General features: G+C 67.3%; 20 protein-coding genes. 11 read left to right on the top strand and 9 right to left on the bottom strand.

All coding sequences use genetic code 11. The annotated features are described in order from the left end of the window. Window positions 1–133: 133 nt before the first annotated feature. From QVG61_RS08540 to QVG61_RS08520, 5 genes are all read left to right on the top strand, one after another. A complete protein-coding gene (locus QVG61_RS08540; RefSeq protein WP_289930212.1) occupies window positions 134–988 on the top strand; it encodes a ParA family protein in 855 nt (284 codons plus the stop codon). Next, on the top strand, window positions 985–1,695 hold the full coding sequence (locus QVG61_RS08535) for a chemotaxis protein CheW (protein WP_289930211.1): 711 nt from the start codon (window positions 985–987) through the stop codon (window positions 1,693–1,695). The genes QVG61_RS08540 and QVG61_RS08535 overlap by 4 nt, the downstream gene beginning before the upstream one ends. Before the next feature lie 124 nt (window positions 1,696–1,819). Beyond that, window positions 1,820–2,305 (top strand): chemotaxis protein CheW, encoded by a 486-nt coding sequence (locus QVG61_RS08530; RefSeq protein WP_289930210.1) that lies wholly within the window; start codon window positions 1,820–1,822, stop codon window positions 2,303–2,305. Between the two features lie 15 nt (window positions 2,306–2,320). Then, the gene (locus QVG61_RS08525; protein ID WP_289930209.1) at window positions 2,321–2,491 is read left to right on the top strand and encodes a hypothetical protein; all 171 of its coding nucleotides are present in this window, start codon (window positions 2,321–2,323) and stop codon (window positions 2,489–2,491) included. A 21-nt stretch (window positions 2,492–2,512) separates the two neighbouring features. Further along, window positions 2,513–2,935, top strand: a complete 423-nt coding sequence (locus QVG61_RS08520; RefSeq protein WP_289930208.1) for a DUF2802 domain-containing protein — start codon at window positions 2,513–2,515, stop codon at window positions 2,933–2,935. 287 nt (window positions 2,936–3,222) lie between these two features. Here the strand turns inward: QVG61_RS08520 and QVG61_RS08515 are convergent, their stop codons facing one another. Further along, complete coding sequence (locus tag QVG61_RS08515) at window positions 3,223–3,522, bottom strand: EscU/YscU/HrcU family type III secretion system export apparatus switch protein (protein WP_289930207.1); 300 nt, start codon at window positions 3,520–3,522, stop codon at window positions 3,223–3,225. Next, window positions 3,519–4,814 carry a flagellar hook-length control protein FliK gene (locus QVG61_RS08510; RefSeq protein WP_289930206.1) on the bottom strand — a complete coding sequence of 432 codons (1,296 nt, stop codon included), beginning with the start codon at window positions 4,812–4,814 and terminating at the stop codon, window positions 3,519–3,521. The genes QVG61_RS08515 and QVG61_RS08510 overlap by 4 nt, the downstream gene beginning before the upstream one ends. A gap of 147 nt (window positions 4,815–4,961) precedes the next feature. Between QVG61_RS08510 and QVG61_RS08505 the strand changes: the two genes are divergently transcribed. Beyond that, a complete protein-coding gene (locus QVG61_RS08505; RefSeq protein ID WP_289930205.1) occupies window positions 4,962–5,441 on the top strand; it encodes a hypothetical protein in 480 nt (159 codons plus the stop codon). A gap of 359 nt (window positions 5,442–5,800) precedes the next feature. On the opposite strand, the gene amrA is transcribed toward QVG61_RS08505, so the two are convergent. Continuing rightward, entirely contained in the window at window positions 5,801–6,370 is a 570-nt protein-coding gene (gene amrA, locus QVG61_RS08500) for an AmmeMemoRadiSam system protein A (protein WP_289930204.1), read from the bottom strand. Continuing rightward, window positions 6,357–7,142, bottom strand: a complete 786-nt coding sequence (gene amrB / locus QVG61_RS08495; protein WP_289930203.1) for an AmmeMemoRadiSam system protein B — start codon at window positions 7,140–7,142, stop codon at window positions 6,357–6,359. Before amrB ends, amrA begins: the two co-directional genes overlap by 14 nt. A gap of 414 nt (window positions 7,143–7,556) precedes the next feature. Here amrB and amrS point away from each other — a divergent pair, with 414 nt between their 5' ends. Next, a complete protein-coding gene (gene amrS, locus QVG61_RS08490; protein WP_289930202.1) occupies window positions 7,557–8,657 on the top strand; it encodes an AmmeMemoRadiSam system radical SAM enzyme in 1,101 nt (366 codons plus the stop codon). Between the two features lie 662 nt (window positions 8,658–9,319). Here amrS and QVG61_RS08485 read toward each other — a convergent pair. Genes QVG61_RS08485 through QVG61_RS08475 form a run of 3 tightly spaced genes read right to left on the bottom strand, consistent with a single transcriptional unit; the run spans window position 9,320 to window position 10,585 of the window. Continuing rightward, window positions 9,320–9,499, bottom strand: a complete 180-nt coding sequence (locus QVG61_RS08485; RefSeq protein ID WP_289930201.1) for a hypothetical protein — start codon at window positions 9,497–9,499, stop codon at window positions 9,320–9,322. Further along, a complete protein-coding gene (locus QVG61_RS08480) occupies window positions 9,489–10,322 on the bottom strand; it encodes a DUF3108 domain-containing protein (RefSeq protein WP_289930200.1) in 834 nt (277 codons plus the stop codon). The genes QVG61_RS08485 and QVG61_RS08480 overlap by 11 nt, the downstream gene beginning before the upstream one ends. 8 nt (window positions 10,323–10,330) lie before the next feature. After that, window positions 10,331–10,585, bottom strand: a complete 255-nt coding sequence (locus QVG61_RS08475) for a MoaD/ThiS family protein (RefSeq protein ID WP_289930199.1) — start codon at window positions 10,583–10,585, stop codon at window positions 10,331–10,333. Between the two features lie 152 nt (window positions 10,586–10,737). Between QVG61_RS08475 and mog the strand changes: the two genes are divergently transcribed. Next, entirely contained in the window at window positions 10,738–11,277 is a 540-nt protein-coding gene (gene mog / locus QVG61_RS08470; protein WP_289930198.1) for a molybdopterin adenylyltransferase, read from the top strand. Between the two features lie 71 nt (window positions 11,278–11,348). On the opposite strand, the gene glgB is transcribed toward mog, so the two are convergent. Further along, the gene (gene glgB, locus QVG61_RS08465) at window positions 11,349–13,532 is read right to left on the bottom strand and encodes a 1,4-alpha-glucan branching protein GlgB (protein ID WP_289932758.1); all 2,184 of its coding nucleotides are present in this window, start codon (window positions 13,530–13,532) and stop codon (window positions 11,349–11,351) included. Window positions 13,533–13,704: 172 nt separating this feature from the next. Here glgB and glgC point away from each other — a divergent pair, with 172 nt between their 5' ends. From glgC to malQ, 3 genes are read left to right on the top strand one after another with little or no spacing between them, the layout of a single operon-like run. Next, window positions 13,705–14,973: a glucose-1-phosphate adenylyltransferase gene (glgC, locus tag QVG61_RS08460; RefSeq protein ID WP_289930197.1), complete on the top strand. Its 1,269-nt coding sequence runs from the start codon at window positions 13,705–13,707 to the stop codon at window positions 14,971–14,973. Continuing rightward, on the top strand, window positions 14,963–16,690 hold the full coding sequence (locus tag QVG61_RS08455; protein WP_289930196.1) for a glycoside hydrolase family 57 protein: 1,728 nt from the start codon (window positions 14,963–14,965) through the stop codon (window positions 16,688–16,690). Before glgC ends, QVG61_RS08455 begins: the two co-directional genes overlap by 11 nt. 20 nt (window positions 16,691–16,710) lie before the next feature. Beyond that, window positions 16,711–18,141 carry a 4-alpha-glucanotransferase gene (gene malQ / locus QVG61_RS08450; protein WP_289930195.1) on the top strand — a complete coding sequence of 477 codons (1,431 nt, stop codon included), beginning with the start codon at window positions 16,711–16,713 and terminating at the stop codon, window positions 18,139–18,141. A gap of 13 nt (window positions 18,142–18,154) precedes the next feature. Here malQ and glgP read toward each other — a convergent pair whose 3' ends face one another. After that, complete coding sequence (gene glgP, locus QVG61_RS08445) at window positions 18,155–20,716, bottom strand: alpha-glucan family phosphorylase (protein ID WP_289930194.1); 2,562 nt, start codon at window positions 20,714–20,716, stop codon at window positions 18,155–18,157. Window positions 20,717–20,726: the final 10 nt, after the last annotated feature.

Genomic DNA, 20,726 nt, shown 5'->3' with positions numbered 1-20,726 from the left:
ACTTTTTCGTGCTCCGACGAGCTTGCAGGACTTCGCTGCCCCCGGCGTTTCCGTCTGGCATCGATCCTGCATCGATCCGAGGGGGCCGAAACGACGGTGGCCTGGAACCTCACGACGGGTGGAAGGGAGAACGATGCGGCAGCAGGTTGGCCTGATACGGCGGAGTGACAGCGGCAGCGTGAAGAAGATCTGGGCAGTAGCCAATCAGAAGGGCGGCGTGGGCAAGACCACCACGGCCGTCTCCCTGGGCGGCGCGCTGCTGAGCGAGGGGCAGCGCGTGCTGCTGATCGATCTCGATCCGCACGGTTCGCTGACCACCTATTTCGGCCTGGATCCGGACGCGATCGAGCATTCGGTCTATACCCTGTTCAAGGATCAGGCCGAGAAGCGGCCGGAGAGGCGCTACGATGCCATCCTCCGGGCCACCGACTTCGAAGGGCTCTGGCTGCTGCCGGCATCCACGGCACAGGCCACCCTCGACCGCCAGCTCGGTGCCGAGCCGGGCATGGGCCTGGTCATCCAGCGCACCCTGGCCGACCTGGCCGGCCGTTTCGACTATGTGTTCATGGATTGTCCGCCGATGCTTGGCGTGCTGATGGTCAATGCCCTGGCTGCCTGCCAGCAGCTGCTGATCCCGGTACAGACCGAGTTCCTTGCCCTCAAGGGGCTGGAGCGCATGCTGCATACCCTGCAGATGATCAGCCGCTCACGCGGCGGTGAACTGCCGTATCTGATCCTGCCGACCCTCTTCGACCGCCGTACCCGTGCCTCCACCGACGCCCTGCGTGCCTTGCAGGAGCGTTATCCCGCCCGCCTCTGGGATGGCCTGATCCCGGTCGATACCCAGTTCCGGGAGGCCAGCCGGGTGGGTCGCCCGCTGACCCTCTGGCAGCCGGCCGCCCGCGGTGCCCGGGCCTATCGGGCGCTGCTCGACACCCTGCTGGAGCGGCCGGCGGCCGACCCGCAACCACTGGGAGGCGTGGCATGAATCACGCCCCCGATCAGCCGGCCTCCGTGCAGATGCTGGATCCGCAACAGGCGCTGGGGGCCTATCTCGATGCCCTGTTGCAGCCGGCCGTGCCCGAGACGGCCCCGGCCGAGCCGGGCGACAGTGCCGTGCCAGTGAACCGCGCGGCGGAGGATGGCGCGGCCAGCGAGGACGGGCCCTGCGGCACGTCCCACGCCGATAGGGCAGCTGCTCGTGAGGACGCCGCTGCAGAGGAGTCCCGGCCGCGGCCCGCCTGGGCGGCGGAGGAATTCCGCTGCCTGATGTTTCGCGTGGCCGGTCTGAATCTGGCCGTGCCGCTGGCGCTGCTGGACGACGTGCTTCCCTGGCAGGACGCCCGTTGCCGCGCCGTGGCGGGGCAGGGTGCCGCGCTCATCGGGCTGCGCGAGCACCGCGGCGGGGAGCTGCGGCTGGTCGACCTGGCCGCGGTGGTGTTGCCCGCCGAGCGTCATGCCGCCCTCGGGCCGGCCGACGGCCGCCGTCTCGGCAAGCTGCTGCTGGTCGGCGGCCGTCGCTGGGGGCTGGCCTGCGAGGCCATCGTCGAGGTGATCAGCCTGTCGCCGGCCTCGGTCAAGTGGCGCAGCCACGCCGGGACGCGCCCCTGGCTGGCCGGCACGGCCATCGACCGGAGCTGTGCCCTGCTGGATGTGGAGGCCCTGGTGGGGCTGCTGGAAGGGCTGTCCGCATGACGCCCTGCGGCGAGGGGAATGGCATGTTTAATGCTTGTTATGCGTGCAAAGGGTGCGGATGTCCGATGTTTGACGATCCGCGGGTCGCACCCCTGGCGGTGCACTCAACAGACAGAGGCAAACCATGAATCAAACTGCTCAGGCCAGCAACAGCAGCAACGACGCCGTGCTCCAGTGCGTCACCTTTCGCCTGGAGGACGAGACCTACGGCATCAACGTGATGCAGGTGCAGGAGGTGCTGCGTGTCTCCGAGATCGCGCCGGTGCCCGGGGCGCCGGATTACGTGATGGGCATCATCAACCTGCGCGGCAACGTGGTGACGGTGATCGATACCCGCATGCGTCTGGGGTTGCCGCCCAAGGAGCGGGACGATTCGACCCGTATCGTGATCATCGAGACCGACCGCCATGTGATCGGCATCCAGGTCGACGCCGTGGCCGAGGTGGTCGATCTGAACACTTCTGAGATCGAGTCGGCGCCCAGCGTGGGCAATGACGAGAGCGCCAAGTACATCCAGGGTGTGGCCAGCTGCAACGACAATCTGCTGATCCTCGTCGACCTGAACAAGCTGCTCAGCGACGAGGAATGGCAGGAGCTGGAAGGGTTCTGAAGGGGATGCCAGGCGGTGGCGGATTTCCACGAGATTGGTGTGCCGCCCCCCGTGACACCGGTGCGCTCGAACCCCGGGGTGAAGGAGAAGCGCCGGCCCACCGGGGAGAAGCGGCGCCAGCCACGGCAGCCGGAACGCCGTCCGCCGCCTGACGACGGCCGGCCGCACATCGACGACTATGCCTGAGGGCGGGGTAGGACGGACGACATGGAACTGGATCTGGTGACACTGATACTCGGCGGTACCGTGCTGGCGCTGGCGACCGGACTCGGCCTGTTGCTGCGGAGCCACCGCCGCCTGGCCGTCGACTGCCAGCGCCTGGAAGGGGAACTGGAGCGTGTGGGGCAGGATCTGGCCGGTCTCTGCAAGTCCTCGGTCGGTGCCGGTGACCATCTGATGCAGCTCGAATACCGGGTACGCCGCCTCACCGAGCGGCAGGACCAGGCCGAGTTGCGCGGCGCGGGTGATCGCCCCTATTCACATGCCATCCAGCGCGTCCAGCAGGGTGCCTCGGCCGAGACCCTGATCGAGGAATGTGGCCTGACCCGTGGTGAGGCCGAGTTGATCCTCATGCTCCATGGCGGCCTGGCCGAGGCTAGCCCGGATATTGCACCAAGGCGGCGCGCATGAAAGGGGGCGTGCTGTAATCCAGTGACGATATGGCCATGAAAGGCCCCCTGGGCGGGTTACGGTTTGTGCCTATTCGATGTCAGGCCGACTCTGGCTTCGCATCTTGGGTGATCCTCCTCAAGCCATAGCAACGGCTATGACTTTTCGGACGATCACCCAAGCTGCTTTGCCAGCCTTGCCCTGAGCATCGAATCCTTGGTGCAATATCCGGGCTAGCTGACACCTTTGGGCGGTTGCCGCCCGCCACCCATTGACCCCCCGTATTCCCCGCTCTTGCCTCTGGTGGCTCAGTCCTCGACCGTCCCGGGCGCTCTGCCCGACAGGTGATAGGCGAAGGCCAGGATTTCCGCCACGGCCAGATAGAGCGCCGGCGGGATCTCTTCTCCCGGTTCCAGGTGCGCCAGGGCCTGCACCAGCGGAGGATTCTCCTGCAGCGGGATGTCGTGTTCCCGCGCCAGCTCGATGATGCGCTCGGCGAGGGCGCCCTGGCCGCGGGCGGTGACCCGTGGTGCGCCTTCGCCGCTGTACTGCAATGCGATGGCCAGCTCGATCTGTGCCGGGGACGGGTTGTCGTTCTGGCCACTCATGCCTTTTCGTCCACTACCGGCCCGCTGCCAGTGGCCGGCTTGGGCTGGGGCAGCCGGCCACGGCGGCAGCCGAGGGTCTCGACCTCCAGTCCGGCCTGCTCCAGACGGGCGCGGAGCCGGGGCAGGTGTCGCTCCACCAGGGGCAGCGCAGCCTCCTCGCTGCCGAGGAAGAGGGTGCTGAGACGGCTTTCACCCTGCAGGGTGATGCGCGCCTGCAGTGGACCGAGACCGGGCAGGTCGAAGCTCAGCAGGACCGTCCAGCGGGCCGTCTGCTCCTTTTCCTGGCCACCAGGCCGATCCTCGCGCCGGAAGTACAACTGCCACAGGTCGATGTGCTCGCTGTCTCGGCGCACCGGCAGCTCGAACAGCCATTCCAGCCCATGCGGCCGCTCTGCCGAGAGGGGTTTGAGCTGATGCAGGCGGACCCGTGACAACGCCGCCTCGACCTGCTCCAGCAGCGGGGGCGGGGGTGCGACGCGTCCCGCCCGATCCGCCGGGTTGCCCTGGGTGCTCTGCGGCTGGGGGGGGCGGGAGGATGCCGGCAGGGGGTTGGCGCCGGGCCGCTGTGCTTCCCCGGCCGCCTGGGACGGTGGCTTGCCGGCTGCGCTGGCCGGCTCGCTGGCGGCGGCCGGGGTGGGAGGCTGGGCGGCAGCGCCTGGACGTGAGGCTGTGCTCGGGGCCGCCCGGGCGGCGCTGGCCGATGCCTGCCGCAAGGCAGCGGCCAGACGCAGCAGATTGGCCTTGAGGTCGCGGCCCAGGCCCGGGTCGGCCGGGGGGGCGCCGGCGGCCAGCCTAGCCTCCAGAAAGGTGCCGCTGTCGCGCAGGGCCTGTTGCAGGCCGCGCGGGTTGCTCAGTTCGCCGGGACGTGGCAGGCGGTCGATGAGTTCGCGCAACCGTGCCAGGACCGCTGGCGGCAGGGGGCTGACAGCGGGTCTGGCAGCCAGTTGGGCCAGGCCGCTGAGGATGGGGCCGAGCGGCCGTTGCCGGGGCAGGACCTGGCGCAGGGCCTCGCTGACAGCATCCTGGCGCAGGGCAGTGATCAGGCGCAGCAGCGGCTGTTCGCCGAGGCGGACCACCTGCAGTTTCAGGGCCTGGCCCGGTGACAGCTGCAGCGCGCCGGTGCGGGCCTGGACCTGGTTGGCGCCGATCCGCAGCAGGGTGCGGCCGTCACGCGGGCTGGTGAGCACCACGGCGTTCAGTGTCTGGCCGATCCGCAGGCGCAATCCCGGCGAGGGGCCGGTTGAACCGGGGCTGGTCGGCAGTGGCGGCAATCGGGGACCGGTAGGTTGCATGGGGGGTCAATATCCCCGCCGTCGGTCCGCTAAAGCGGTAAGGGCAGTGCCGCCAGCACAGGTGTATCCAGGGTAGCTGGACATCGGGCAGTGTCTCTCGCGCAGCTAGTGTGATCTCCAGTGTGCAGCAAATGGGGGGCGAACGGAATGTCGGAACGGATCGAGGCGAGGGGTGAGGTGCTGTGGTACACGCGGCGTCAGGGCCAGGTGCGTGGACCCTTTGTCCTGGAGGAGCTGCAGCGGCACATGCTGCTTGGCCGGCTGCGGGAGGAGGATGAACTGAGTTCGGATCAACGCTGCTGGCGGCCGCTGCGGCTGCGCCCCGAGTTGCTGCCGGCGGTGATGAGGACGGCCGCGGGCCCGCTCGGCCGCCAGCGCCTGCTCGCGGCGCGCGCCCGGGTCGATGAGCGCAGCGGCCGGGAGCGACGTCTCCCTGCCCGGCGCATGGTCGTGGCCGGCGGCGTGGAGCGCCGAGGGCGGGACCGTCGCCGGCCGGAGTCACCGGCCCTGGTCCGTTACCGCCGTCTCTACCGGCTGCTGCAGGCGCCAACCGGGCAGCGACTGTGGCGGCCGTTGTTGCTGGCGGTCCTCACCCTGGGGGCGCTGGGCTGGCTGCTGCCGGGCTAGGCGGCACTTCGCGCCGCATCGCGGCCTGGAGGCCGCTCCTACGGGGCATGGCGGTACAATGTGTTGTCGTAGGAGCGGCCTCCAGGCCGCGATCGGGCGCCCCCCCACGGGCAATGCCCGGAGTCAATCGAACAGGCACATTGCCGGCTTACGAGTTCCCGATCCATATACCAGCCTGCCCTGCGATCATGCGGGTCGCCTTTAGCCCGGATATTGCACCCAGGACGCGCAGCCAGAGTCGGCCTGGCATTCGAATAGGCACAAACCGTAACCCGCCCAGGGGGCTTTTCCTGGCCATATCGTCCCTGTATTACAGCACGAACCCCCTTCATGCACGCCGCCTTGGTGCAATATCCGGGCTAGAAGGATTCGGTGGTGTAGCGCCAGACACGCAGGCTGTCGGACCAGTGGTCGGGTGGCAGACCGGCCTTCAGCTTCAGGTGTTGCAAGAACTGTTCGCGGTCCGGCAGCTGGTCCCAGACCGACGGCAGGAAGGTACCGCGCCGGCCCCTGTCCTCCAGGATCAGGCCGTCGATGCCCGGCCGCAACCGGGACAGCAGATCGGCCTCGCTGGAGAACTCGACCGGCGTCGGTGGCGAAAGCACCGAGATGTGGATCTCCAGGTCGTCGAATTCAGCCGGCGACAGCGGCGGGAAGCGCGGGTCTCGGAAGGCGGCGGCAAAGGCGTTCTCGGCGACGTCGACGACCAGCGGCCGGTGGGCCTCCAGGCTGCCGATGCAGCCGCGCAGCTGGCCCCGCGACTGCAGGGTGACGAAGGCTGCCCCCGGTTGCTGGAGCAGCGGATCGAAGTCCTCCGGCCGCAGCTGCAATGGCTGGCCGGTCTCCAGCCCGTGGCGGATGGCGTCCCGGGCGACGGCCAGCAACACCGCGCGCTGGGCGTCGGAGAGGCGCCGCTCACTGGAGGGCATAGGCACCATAACCCACTACCTGGTCGCGGGGACCTGCAGTGTCGCCGGAGTTGCGCAGGTCGACGGTGTGTGCCTGCAGGCCGTGATGGCGGGCCGCTTGCAGCAGTCCGGCCACGGGGATGCGGCCACAGGCCTGTTCCTGGGCGATCTGTTCCGGCGCCAGGGCCTCGATGGCCTGGGAAGTGGCGCGGTCCATGGCCTGGGCCGTGGCGTAGTCGTGATAGTGGCTGAGATCGGAGCTGATCACGATCAGGGTCTCGGGGCCATCCCAGAGCCGTTCCAGCACCTCGGCCACTTCGGCGTCGCTGGCGTCGCCGACCACCAGCGGTACCAGCGCGAAATCGTCCAGTACCTCCTGCAGGAAGGGCAGTTGTACCTCCAGGCTGTGTTCCAGGGCGTGGGCGTCGTCGCGCAGCTGGACCTGCGGCAGGTCGAGCAGGGTGTCGATGGCGGCCCTGTCCAGGGGCACGTCGCCGAGCGGCGTGCGGAAGGCGTCGGCGCTGCTCGCCGCCAGGCCGCGGATCGGCACCCGGTGGGCGGGCCCAAGCAGCACCACCCGGCGGATGCGCTCGCGGGCGGGCAGCAGGCGGACATAGGCCTGGGCCGCGATCGGTCCGGAGTAGATGTAGCCGGCATGGGGCACGATGATCGCCTTCGGCGCCTCGCTCGCGGCGCGTGGCACCTCGGCGAGGAAACCGAGGAGCATCTGGTGCAGTTCCTGCGGGTCATCGGGGTAGAAGGCCCCGGCAACGGCGGGGGGGCGGATGGTCATGGCAATGGCTCCCTGCGGGTCGGGCCGGTGCTCGCCCGCATATTGCACGAAGGCGGCCTTGAATGCGTAATTTTTCCGGTAGTTATCAAGGCAGTGATTCCTTCTGCGAGCAATTGCGCCCTGTTACAGTTTGTGCCTGTTCGATGTCAGGCCGAGGCTGGCAAGGCAGCCTCGCCCTGAGCATCGAATCCTTGGTGCAATATCCGGGTTCTTAACACGGCATATTTAGTTGCCGGGTTAATAATTGAGAATATCGGAGTGCCGGCGTCCGCTTTCAAGGCCGAGGGGGCTTCATGCAGGTGACTCGGGCAAGTCCCCAGGCTTGAGAAATCCCGTTGCCGCCCTCAACTTCCCGATAATGGTATGGTCGGCACGGCTGTGCTGCCATGCGCGATGCCGGAGGGGAGGGCTGTCATGAGCAGAGAACTGATCGCCGAGAACACGGTCGAGACCCGTTACTGGCATCGACTGGACGAGAAGCGGGTGCAGTGCGACCTCTGCCCCCGCTATTGCAAGCTGCACGAGGGCCAACGCGGACTCTGTTTCGTACGCGCCAACCAGGGCGGCAAGATCGTACTCACCACCTACGGCCGTTCCAGCGGCTTCTGTGTCGATCCCATCGAGAAGAAACCGCTCAACCATTTCCTGCCGGGAACTCCGGTGTTGTCCTTCGGTACCGCCGGTTGCAATCTGGCCTGCAAGTTCTGCCAGAACTGGGACATCAGCAAGTCACGCGAGACCGACACCCTGGCCGACCAGGCATCACCGGAGAAGATCGCCCGGGTCGCCGAACAGCTCGGCTGTCGTAGCGTGGCCTATACCTACAACGACCCGGTGATCTTCCATGAATATGCCATCGACGTGGCGGATGCCTGCCATGAACGCGGCATCAAGTCGGTGGCCGTGACCGCCGGCTACATCTGCGAGGAGCCGCGCAAGGAATTCTTCGCCCATATGGATGCGGCCAATGTCGACCTCAAGGCCTTCACCGAACGTTTCTACTGGAAGATCACCGGCGGCCATCTGCAGCCGGTGCTGGACACCCTGCAGTACCTCAAGCAGGAGACCGATGTCTGGGTCGAGACCACCACCCTGTTGATCCCGGGGGAGAACGATTCGGACAAGGAGCTGAACGAGATGACCCAGTGGGTGGTCGAGCATCTGGGGCCGGACGTGCCCATGCACTTCACCGCCTTCCATCCCGACTACAAGATGCTGGACTACCCCTCGACCCCGCAGCAGACCCTGGTCCGCGCGCGCGAGATCGCCCTCGAGAACGGCGTGCGCTATGCCTACACCGGCAATGTCCACGACAAGGCCGGGGAGAGCACCTATTGCCACAACTGCGGCAAGGTCCTGATCGGTCGTGACTGGTACGTGCTCAGCGAATGGAACATTCACGACGGCAAGTGCGCCGACTGTGGCACACCGGTGGCCGGCGTGTTCGAGGAGCGGCCCGGCGACTGGGGGGCGCGGCGCCTGCCGGTCCGGTTGGTGGATTTTCCTGAGGTATAAAACGTGCCTGTAGGAGCGGCCTCCAGGCCGCGATGGGCTTGACCGCCACAATCGCGGCGTGGCCGCCGCTCCTGCGGGGCATGGCGGTCCAACATGCCTGTAGGAGCGGCCTCCAGGCCGCGATGGATTTGACCGCCAAATCGCGGCGTGGCCGCCGCTCCTGCGGGGGCTGGCGGTCCAACATGCCTGTAGGAGCGGCCTCCAGGCCGCGATGGGCTTGACCGCCACAATCGCGGCGTGGCCGCCGCTCCTGCGGGGCATGGCGGCCCAACGTGCCTGTAGGAGCGGCCTCCAGGCCGCGATGGGCTTGACCGCCACAATCGCGGCGTGGCCGCCGCGCCTGCGGGGGCTGGCGGTCCAACATGCCTGTAGGAGCGGCCTCCAGGCCGCGATGGGCTTGACCGCCACAATCGCGGCGTGGCCGCCGCGCCTGCGGGGGCTGGCGGCCCAACATGCCTGTAGGAGCGGCCTCCAGGCCGCGATGGGCTTGACCGCCACAATCGCGGCGTGGCCGCCGCTCCTGCGGGGCATGGCGGTCCAATGTGCCTGTAGGAGCGGCCTCCAGGCCGCGATCGAGATAGGTGGTGTGCATCGCCCGTCACGCTGCCGCGCCAGTGAATTAGGGGGCGCGGTGCCTGCCTTCATCCGGAGAGCTATCCGGGCTAGCCGCGTAGTGCCACCGAGAGTACGGCATAGCTGACGATCAGCATGCCGGCCGTGGCAAACCAGGCGGGGCGCCGCCAGCCATAGAGGTGTAGCAGTGATACCAGGGTCCAGCCGATCGCCAGCGGCCAAAGCCTGACCTCGCTTTCGGCTACGCGGCTGAGGAGTTCATCCAGCATGGTCTGGGGCCTCCCGTCTCTTGGGCGAGTGGCCCTTGCCCGGCCGCTCGCAAAGCAGACCGCTGTCCCCCGCCGCTTCGGCCGACTGGCGTTCGATGGCCCGCAGTTCGCTGATCACACTGCCGATGCGGACCTTGGACTGCATGCGCACCGGGATGTGCGCGGCATCGTCCGTCAGCCAGATGAAGATTTCACCGGTGCGCTTGAAGATCCCTTCGCTCTGCAGGCGCGGGTGGATGACCAGGGTCGGGGTGGCGTCTCCCAGCATGGTGTCGAGCGCCTCACGGCGCAGCACCTCGATCTCCAGCGAATAGGCCTGCTTGCGGTCGAATACCGGGAGTCGATAGCGATCACCCACCTGCAGCGGCAGACGGCGGGTCGCAAACAGGGCGCTGGCCATGTCCAGGGTGCCGGCCGGCACCTCGAAGGCCAGCGTCTCGTTGTTCTCCAGGTCCCGGTAGACGAGTCGCCCCCCTGCCTCGAAGTCGATCTGCAGATCGCTGTGATGGCTGCCTTCCCGCTGCCGGTAGCGATAGCGCCGTGGCTGCAGGCCGGCCGGCGTCAGTCGCGCCTCGGCCAGCACCTGGTCGCGCACCGGGTAGAAGGTGTCCAGCAGCCGGTTGGAGCAGGCCTCGATGCGCAGCCGCACCTCGTCCGGCGCTGCCCCGGTCCGGGTCTGGATGATGGCCGTGCCGGCCGGGATGAACAGCCAGCGGATATCGAAGCGCAACCGTTCCAGACGGCCGTCCCAGCCGGCGGCCGCCAGCGGGCCGCTGAGCAGCAGCGCAAGGAGCAGGGCGGCCGGGGCGTGCAGGGGGCGCATCGGGTCTCTCAGAGCCGGCCCAGGCCCTTGGAGACGATGGCGACCTCGTCGCCGTCTTCCAGCGGGGCATCCAGCTCCCTGAACTCGCGGTTCACGGTAAGGGTGATGCGCGCTTCGTCCAGCCCCTGCTGCCACTCCTCACCGCGCTGGGCCAGGTAGTGCAGCAGATCACGGCTGGTCTTCACCGTCTTGGGCAGGAACATCTCCTCCCTGCCGCGGCCGAGCAGGTCGGGCAGGGAGCCGAAATAGAGAATCTTGATCATGGTTTCGCTGTCCTCGGGAATGAGAGCGGAATGGGGGAAGATGATACTGGACTGGCGACTGGCAGGGGAGGGGCTTTGCTATACTGGCGGTCTTAACCCACCCGGCCACCCAATATGCCGGGTTCATAACACAGCCTGGGAGAAGCGCAGAGATGAACAGCCCCGTCGCCCGCATCGGCATCGTCACCGTCTCCGACCGCGCCAGCCGCGGCGAATACGAGGATCTCGGCGGTCCGGCCATCCGCGAGTGGCTGGAGCGGGTGTTGCAGAGCCCCTGGGAGCCGGTCGCCCGACTGGTGCCCGACGAGCAGCCGCAGGTGGAGGCCGTGTTGCGCGAGCTGTGCGACGAGCAGGGCTGTTGCCTGGTGGTGACCACCGGTGGCACCGGACCGGCGGCGCGCGACATCACCCCCGAGGCGACCGAGGCGGTGTGCGAGAAGATGATGCCGGGTTTCGGCGAGCTGATGCGCTCGGTGTCGCTGCAGTACGTGCCCACCGCCATCCTCTCCCGGCAGACGGCTGGCATCCGCGGCCAGACGCTGCTCATCAATCTGCCCGGCAAGCCCTCGGCCATCGGTGACTGTCTGGAAGCGGTGTTCCCGGCCGTCCCCTACTGCATCGACCTGCTGGAAGGCCCTTTTCTGGAGACCGACGAGGCGTTGATCAAGGCCTTCCGGCCGAAGAAGAAATAGGGTGCCTGTTGATTTCCGGTTTCAGTCGGAACCCGGGGCGGATACCTGCCGCCTGAACCTGTGGCCGGCGTTCAGTCGAGGCGCAGCAGCAGGGCACCGAGCGGCGGCAGGGTGAGACGGATGGATTGGGGATGGCCCATCCAGGGGATGTCCTCGCTGTGGGCGCCGGCCTCGCCGATGTTGCTGCCACCGTAGTATTCCGAATCCGAGTTCAGCAGCACCCGGTAGTAGCCGGATCGGGGGACGCCTAGGCGATAGTCGTGGCGGACCACCGGGGTGAAGTTGAGTACCACCAGGATCCGTTCCTCGCCATCCCGGCGCTGGTAGCTGATCACCGACTGGGCGGCGTCGTGGCAGTCGATCCACTCGAAGCCCTCGGCGCTGAAGTCGTGGCGGTGCAGCGCCGGCTGTTCCCGGTAGATGCGGTTCAGGTCGCGGACCAGGGCCTGTACCCCGGCATGCGGCGGGTAGTCCAGCGCCGGCCATTCCAGGCTGGCGTCGAAGTTCCATTCCGGGCGCTGGCCGAATTCCGAGCCCATGAACAGCAGTTTCTTGCCGGGGTAGGTCCACTGGTAGCTGTACAGCAGGCGCAGGTTGGCGAACTGCTGCCACTCGTCACCGGGCATCTTGTGCAGCATGGAGGCCTTGCCGTGCACCACCTCGTCATGCGAGAAGGGCAGCACGAAGTTCTCGGTGAAGGCATAGAGCAGGCCGAAGGTGAGCTGGTCGTGGTGGAAATGGCGGAACACCGGGTCCTTGCTCAGGTAGTCCAGGGTGTCGTGCATCCAGCCCATGTTCCATTTCATGGAGAAGCCCAGGCCGCCGACCCAGGGCGGCCGGGTGACCTGTGGCCAGGCGGTGGATTCCTCGGCGATCATCACCGAGCCAGGGTGCTGGCCGTGGGTGACCTGGTTGAGTTCGCGCAGGAAGTCGATGGCTTCCAGGTTCTCGTTGCCGCCGTACTGGTTGGGCAGCCAGTCGCCTTCCTCGCGGGAGTAGTCGAGGTAGATCATCGAGGCCACGGCATCGACACGCAGGCCGTCGATGTGGAATTCCTCCAGCCAGTAGACGGCGCTGGCGAGCAGGAAGTTCTTCACCTCCTTGCGGCCGTAGTTGAAGATCAGCGTGCCCCAGTCGCGGTGTTCGCCGCGTCGCGGGTCGGCGTGTTCGTACAGTGGCTCGCCGTCGAAGGCGGCCAGGGCGAAGGCATCGCGTGGGAAATGCGCCGGTGCCCAGTCGAGGATCACGCCGAGCCCGTGCTGGTGACACTGGTCGACGAAAAAGCGGAAGTCGTCAGGACTGCCGAAGCGGCTGGTCGGTGCGAAATAGCCGGTGGTCTGGTAGCCCCAGGAAGCATCCAGTGGATGCTCGGTGACTGGCAGCAGCTCGACATGGGTGAAGCCCTGCTCGGCGGCATAGGGGATCAGCCGTTCGGCCAGCTCCCGGTAGCTGAGGAAACCGCCGTCCGGTCCCCGCTGCCAGGAGCCTAGATGCACCTCGTAGATCGACATCGGCCGCTGCTGCCAGTCCGCGTCGCGGCGCTGCAGCATCCACCCCTCGTCGGCCCAGCGGTGCTGGGTGGGGGCGGGTACCAGGGCGGCGGTACCGGGGCGCAGCTCGAACTGCTGGCCGTAGGGGTCGCTCTTGACCAGGATGGCGCCGCTGTTGCGGTGGCGGATCTCGAACTTGTAGAACTGGCCGGCCGGCATCCCGGGCAGGAACAGTTCCCAGACGCCGCTGCCGCCGCGCACCCGCATCGGATGGCGCCGCCCGTCCCACTGGTTGAAGTCGCCGATCACACTCACCCGCTCGGCATTCGGCGCCCAGACCGCGAAGCAGACCCCGGAGATGCCGTCGACCCGCGTCAGGTGGGCGCCCAGGAAGCGGTAGGCATGCCAGTGGCGGCCCTCGCCGAACAGGTGCAGGTCGAAGTCCGCCAGCTGGGGCGGGAAGCAGTAGGGGTCGTAGCCCTGATGGCTGCCCTGGGCGTCCTGCCATTCCAGCCGATAGCGTTCCGGCAGGCGCCCCGCCGGCCCCTGCCAGCGGAAGAAATCGGAATCTCCCAGACGGCTCAGCGGGGCATCGATGTCGAGCAGCCGCACCCGGTCCGCGCCCGGCAGGTAGACCAGCACCTGCTCGCCGTCCTCCCAGGGATGCCGGCCGAGTATGGCGAAGGGGTCATGGTGACGGGCCTCGGCGATGCGCTCGAGTTCGACGGGCAGGATGTCATCGGAATGTGCTAGCGTTGAACTCATGGCGGTCTGGGTCGCTGGGTCGAGGCCGGCCGAGGCAAGAGGCGGCAGCTTGATCGGGGTCACGAAAACCCCATGGCTCAATGTTACCATAGTGCCACGAAGGGGGTGGTTCGCTGCAGGGCAGGGTGCGGCGGCAGCCAGACCCGATAGGGCGGATCTTCCAGGAGGAACCATGAACAGCGGACAAACCCAACGTTTCGTCAGCCGCTTGACCCGCAGCACCCTGGCCCTGATCCTCGCCGGCGGGCGCGGCTCCCGGCTCAAGCAGCTGACCCTGTGGCGCGCCAAGCCGGCGGTGCCCTTCGGCGGCAAGTTCCGGATCATCGACTTTCCTCTTTCCAACTGCCTCAATTCCGGCATCCGCAGCATCGGCGTCATCACCCAGTACAAGGCCCATTCGCTGATCCAGCACATCCATCGCGGCTGGAACTTCCTGCGTGGCGAGTTCGGCGAGTTCGTCGAACTGCTGCCGGCGCAGCAGCGCATCGAGACATCCTGGTACCAGGGCACGGCCGATGCCGTCTACCAGAACCTGGACATCATCCGTCTGCACAATCCGGACTTCGTGCTGATCCTGGCCGGTGACCATATCTACAAGATGGACTACGGGCCGATGATCGCCGAGCACGTGCAGCACAATGCCGACATGACCGTCGGTTGCATCGAGGTCGGCCTGGAACAGGCCAGGGCCTATGGTGTGATGTCGGTGGATGCGGACAAACGGGTGATGCGTTTCACCGAGAAGCCGGATGAGCCGGAGGCTATACCCGGACGGCCGGATGTTGCACTGGCATCGATGGGGATCTACGTGTTCAACACCAAGTTCCTCTTCGAACAGTTGATCCGTGATGCCGATGACGACATCTCCAGCCATGATTTCGGCAAGGACATCATTCCGCGGGTGATCCGCAAGCATCAGGTGCTGGCCTATCCGTTCCGCGATCCCAGCACCGGGCAGCAGGCCTACTGGCGCGACGTGGGTACCGTGGATGCTTTCTGGGCCGCCAATCTGGAGCTGATCGGTGTGACCCCGGAGCTGAACCTGTATGACGAGAAGTGGCCGATCTGGACCTACCAGGAACAGCTGCCGCCGGCCAAGTTCGTGTTCGACGACGACGACCGGCGCGGCATGGCGGTGGACTCCATGGTCTCCGGCGGCTGCATCATCTCCGGCGCCGCGGTGCACCATTCGCTGCTGTTCTCCAACGTCAAGGTGCACTCCTATGCCCAGGTGCGGGACAGCGTGGTGCTGCCCAACGTGCAGATCGGCGAAGGGGCGCGGCTGCGGCGCGCCGTGGTCGACAAGGGCTGCCATATCCCTCCCGGCACGGTCATCGGCGAGAATGCCGAAGAGGACGCCAGGCGTTTCCACCTGACGCCCCAGGGCGTGGTGCTGGTCACGCCGGAGATGCTGGGACAGGAACTGCACCATGTCCGCTGAGGGGCGTCTCAACGTGGTGCTGATGTGGCACATGCATCAGCCGCAGTACCGCGATACCAACAACGGCCAGTACGAACAGCCCTGGACCTATCTGCACGCCATCAAGGACTATGTCGACATGGCCGCCCATCTGGAGGCCAATCCGCAGGCGCGCGCGGTGGTCAACTTCGCCCCGGTGCTGCTCGATCAGCTGGACGACTATGCCGCCCAGGTGCAGGGTTTCCTGCATGGCGGCGGGGTGATCCACGACAGCCTGTTGAACAGCCTGGCCCACCCGGCGCCGCCGGTCGACGACGAATCGCGGCTGCATCTGCTGCGCGCCTGCCTGCGCGCCAACGAGAAACGGTTCATCGACCGCTTCCCCGCCTACCGTGCGCTGGCGGACATGGCGCGCTGGTGTATCGAACATCCGCAGACCCTGGGCTATCTCGACGAGCAGTTCTTCACCGATATCCTGGTCTGGTACCACCTGGCCTGGCTGGGCGAGACGGTGCGCCGCAGCGACCGGCGCATCCAGGCCCTGCAGGACAGGGCGCGCGGCTACAGCTTGCAGGAACGGCGCGAACTGCTCGGCATCATCGGCGAGTTGCTGGGTGGCCTGGTGGAACGCTACCGTCGGCTGGCCGAAGCTGGCCGCATCGAGCTCTCGGTCTCGCCCTATGCCCATCCCATCGTGCCCCTGCTCCTCGACCTGCACGCGGCACGCGAGGCCATGCCGGAGGTCAGTCTGCCCAGCATCGAGGCCTATCCCGGTGGTCGGCAACGGGCCGAGTGGCATCTGCGCGAGGCGCAGCGCTGTTTCCGGCGCCATTTCGGTTTCGAGGCCCGCGGCTGCTGGCCCTCGGAGGGGGGCGTCAGCGAGGCGACCTTGGAACTGCTGGAGGAGCACGGCTTCCAGTGGGCGGCCAGCGGCGAGAGCGTGCTGTTCAACAGCCTGCGCTGCGACCCGCACCAGCAGGAGCAGCGCCGGGAAGACAGCCTGTTCCGGCCCTATCATCTGCAAGGCAGACAACTGGCCTGTTTCTTCCGTGACGACGGCCTGTCCGATGCCATCGGCTTCACCTATTCCGACTGGCATGCGGACGATGCCGTTGCCAATCTGATTCATCATCTGGAGAACATCGCTGCCGCCGAGGGCAGCCTGCCCGTGGAGCGACGGGTGGTGTCGATCATCCTCGATGGCGAGAACGCCTGGGAATACTACCCGGAGAACGGCTACTACTTCCTCAGTACCCTCTACCAGAAGCTGGTGGAGCACCCGCGGCTCAATCTCACCACCTTCAGCGCCTGCCTGGATGTCGGGGTGGAGGCCGCGCCACTGAGCCGGCTGGTGGCGGGGAGCTGGGTCTATGGCACCTTCTCCACCTGGATCGGCGATGCCGACAAGAACCGTGGCTGGGAGATGCTGGCCGAGGCCAAGCGGGTCTTCGACGAGACCGTTGCCGAGGGGCGGCTGGATGCCGAGACCCTGCGTGCCGCCGAGGAGCAACTGGCCATCTGCGAGGGTTCCGACTGGTTCTGGTGGTTCGGTGACTACAACCCTTCGGGCACGGTGCAGGACTTCGACCGCCTGTTCCGCTTGCAGCTGGCCAATCTCTATCAACGCCTCGGCCGCAGCGCCCCCGAGTATCTCGCCCATGCCTTCTCCTTCGGCGGCACGACGGCTGCCGTGGCGCATGGCGGGGTGATGCGCCATGGCCAGCCGGGCGGCGACTGAGCCGCGGGGGAGATTCCAGGATGGATCGTTTCAGCGAACGGCGGGCCGGTATCCTGCTGCACCCCACCTCGCTGCCGGGCGGCGAGCTGGGGGACGAGGCCTTTCGTTTCGTGGATTTCCTGGTCGCTGGCGGCCAGCGTGTCTGGCAGGTGTTGCCGCTCGGTCCCACCCACGAGGACCGATCCCCTTACCAGTGCATGTCGGTGCATGCCGGCGATCCGCAGCTGATCTGCCTGGAGCGGCTGCGGCGCTGGGGCTGGCTGGATGCGCCGCCGGCCGGCGGGCGGCGCCAGGTTCTGACGGCGGCGCTGGCCGGTTTCCGGCAGCACGCCGATGCCGACCAGCGTGCCGCTTTCGCCGCCTTCCGCCGCGAGCATGCCGGCTGGCTGGAGGACTTTGCGCTCTACCGGGCACTGCACGAAGAGCAGCAGAACCGCTCCTGGGTGGACTGGCCGGAACCGCTGCGCGACCGGGAGCCGGCGGCGCTGGCGGCGGCCGGCGAGCGCCTGGCGGAGAGCATCGAGCAGGCCCGCTTCGAACAGTTCGTGTTCTTCCGCCAGTGGCGTGAGCTGCGCGAGCACGCCAACCGCCACGGTATCCTGCTGTTCGGCGACATCCCGATCTTCGTTGCCCACGACAGCGCCGAGGTCTGGGCCCATCGTGAGTACTTCAAGCTCGACCCGGCCGGTCGGCCACGGGTGGTGGCCGGGGTGCCGCCCGACTATTTCTCGGAGACCGGCCAGCGCTGGGGCAACCCGGTGTACGACTGGGAGGCGCTGGCGGCGCATGACTTCGCCTGGTGGATCGAGCGGCTGCGGACCCAGCGCGAGCTGTTCGACCTGATCCGGCTCGATCATTTCCGCGGCTTCGAGGCCTACTGGGAGATACCGGGCGACGCGGAGACCGCCGTCGATGGCCACTGGGAGCCGGCCCCGGGGGCGCGTTTCTTCAGCCGACTGCAGGAAGTGTTCGGTGAACTGCCGCTGGTGGCCGAGGATCTGGGCACCATCACCCCGGAGGTCGTGGCCCTGCGCCGGCAGTTCGGCCTGCCGGGCATGAAGATCCTCCAGTTCGCCTTTGGCGGCGGGGCCGACAACCCCTATCTACCGCACAACCACGAACGGCTCAGCGTGGTCTACACCGGCACCCACGACAACGATACCAGCCTCGGCTGGTACCGCAGTGCCGACGAGGCGCTGCGCGCCCATGTGCGCGACTATCTGGCGATCGGGGATGCCGACATGCCCTGGGCACTGATCCGTGCCGCCTATGCTTCGGTGGCGACCCTTGCGGTGGTGCCGCTGCAGGACGTGCTGGAGCTGGGCAGCGAGCACCGCATGAACACCCCCGGGGTCACAGAGGGCAACTGGGGCTGGCGCTTCGACTGGTCGATGGTCGGCGAGGACCGGGCGCCGCGGCTGCGGGCGCTGGCCGCGCTCTACGGCCGCTGAATCTCCCGGCGTTCTACAGCCAGAGCATGCAGCCGGTCTCGAAGGGATGACTGAGCAGCGGGTGGCTGGGGTACATGCGCAGCTTGTAGTACTGCAGGCCGGGCAGCGGCGGCAGCAGCTGCAGGCAGAACAGCGTCTCGCCGTCCCTGCCGGTGCCGTCCGCCTCGAAGGAGAAGCACTCGCGGACCTGGAATTCCCCGTGGCTGTCCTCCACGCCGACCACGCATTCCAGGGTGACATCCTTCGCCGACAGGCCGTGCAGCCGGGCGGCGACGCGGATCTCCAGCGGCGAGCCGGCCGTCACCTCGGCCACGGGCGGGTCGAGCCGGCGCAGCGAGACCTGCGGCCAGGTGGCCCAGACCTTGCGCTTCCAGGCGGCCAGATCGCGGGCGCCGGCATGGCCGTTGTCGGCCAGGGCGCGCTGCTGGCGGGCGGCCGGCGAATAGAAGTCGCGGATATAGTCCATCACCATCCGTTCCGAGTTGAACTGCGGCAGGATGGAACGGATCGAGGCCTTGGACATGCGCACCCAGCCCTCGGGATAACCGTGGCCGTTGCGCTCGTAATACAGCGGGATGAGCTGGTTCTCCAGGATGTCGAGCAGCTCGGTCGATTCCTCCTGGTCGCGGTAGGCGGCGTCGTACTGCGGGCCGTGCGGGGTGATCGCCCAGCCGTTCTCGCCGTTGTAGCCCTCGCCCCACCAGCCGTCGAGCACGCTCAGGTTGAGCACGCCGTTGATGCCGGCCTTCTCGCCCGAGGTGCCGCTGGCCTCCATCGGGTATTCGGGGGTGTTGAGCCAGACGTCGACGCCGGTCACCAGCTTGCGCGCCAGGGCCATGTCGTAGCCCTCGATGAGGATGATCCGCCCGGCGAACTCGGGGCGCCGCGAGAAGTCGTGAATCACCTGGATCAGGTGCTGGCCGGGCATGTCGCTGGGGTGGGCCTTGCCGGCGAACATGAAGATGATCGGCCGCTCGGCATCGTTGACCAGCCGTGCCAGGCGGTCGGGATCGGAGAACAGCAGGGTGGCGCGCTTGTAGGTGGCGAAGCGGCGCGCGAAGCCGACGATCAGCACGTCGGTCTCGTGCGGGGTCAGATAGCGGGTCAGGCGCTCCACCAGGGCGTCGGAACAGCCATTGCGCTGGTGCTGCAGGGTGACGCGGCGCCGCACTTCTTCCAGCAGATCGGCCTTCAGGCTCTGGCGCAGGGACCAGAAACTGTGGTCGGGGATTTCGTCGATGCGCGACCAGTAATCGGGGTTGAACAGCTCGTTGCGCCATTCGCGGCCGAAGCGGATGTCGTAGAGGTTGGCCCAGTCCCGGGCCAGGAAGGTCGGCACGTGCACACCGTTGGTGACGTGGCGGATGGGGTTCTCCTCCGGGGGGATCTGTGGCCAGACGTAGGCCTCCATCTGCGAGGCGACGCCACCGTGGATGCGGCTCACCCCGTTGTGGAAGCGTGAACCGTGCAGAGCCAGGGTGGTCTGGTTGAAGCCTCCCTGGTTGTTGGGGCTGGCGCCGAGGGCCAGGAACTCGTCCATCTCGATACCGAGTTCCTTGATGTAGTCGCTGAAATAGGTGCTGATCAGGTCATGGTCGAAGATGTCGTGACCGGCGGCCACCGGGGTGTGGGTGGTGAACACGGTGCCGGCGGCGACCAGTTCCAGGGCGCTGGCGAAATCCAGGTCGGACTGCTTGACCCACTCCCGGCAGCGTTCCAGCACCATGAAGGCGGCATGCCCCTCGTTGATGTGCCAGACGCTGGGCTTCAGGCCCAGGGCGCGCAGCGCGCGTACCCCGCCGATGCCGAGCACGATCTCCTGCTGGATGCGGGTGGTGATGTCACCCCCGTAGAGCTGGTAGGTGATGGCGCGGTCGGCCTCCTGGTTCTCCGGCAGATCGGAATCGAGCAGGTAGAGGCGGATGTGACCGGCCTTGGCCTCCCATACCTTGAGCATCACCCGGCGGCCGGGCAGGTCGATGAAGACATGCAGCTCCTGGCCGCCCTCGACCGTCGCCGGATGGATCGCCAGATCCTCGAAATGGGTGGGGGTGTAGTGGGCGATCTGGTTGCCATGGCCGTCGATGGTCTGGGTGAAATAGCCCTGGCGGTAGAGCATGCCCACGGCGACGAAGGGGATGCCCAGATCGCTGGCCGCCTTGCAGTGATCGCCGGCCAGGATGCCGAGGCCACCGGAGTAGATGGGCAGGCTCTCGTGCAGCCCGAACTCGGCGCAGAAGTAGGCGATCAGATCCTGCTCGGGGTCGAGGTATTCCTCGATGCCCTTGCGCAGCTGCTTCTCCAGATAGGTGTCGTAGGCGGAGAGGGTGCGGTTGTAGTCCTCGAGAAAGATGCGGTCTTCCGCCGCCCGGTCCAGCCGTTCCTGGGCGACCCGGCGCAGGAACAGCTTGGGGCTGTGGCCGCACTGCGCCCAGAGTTCGGGGTCCAGCCGGTAGAACAGGCCGCGCACCTGGCGGTCCCAGCTGTAGAACAGGTCGTCGGCAAGCTCCCGCAGCCGGACCAGCCGCTCGGGCAGCCGGGGTTGGACCTCGAGTGAATATCGCGTACCAGCCATGTCGTGCGTA

Source organism: Thiohalobacter sp. IOR34, assembly GCF_030406045.1.
Taxonomy (GTDB): Bacteria; Pseudomonadota; Gammaproteobacteria; order Thiohalobacterales; family Thiohalobacteraceae.
Note: the sequence above shows the minus strand (reverse complement) of the source record. Positions and strands in the feature narration are given on the sequence as shown.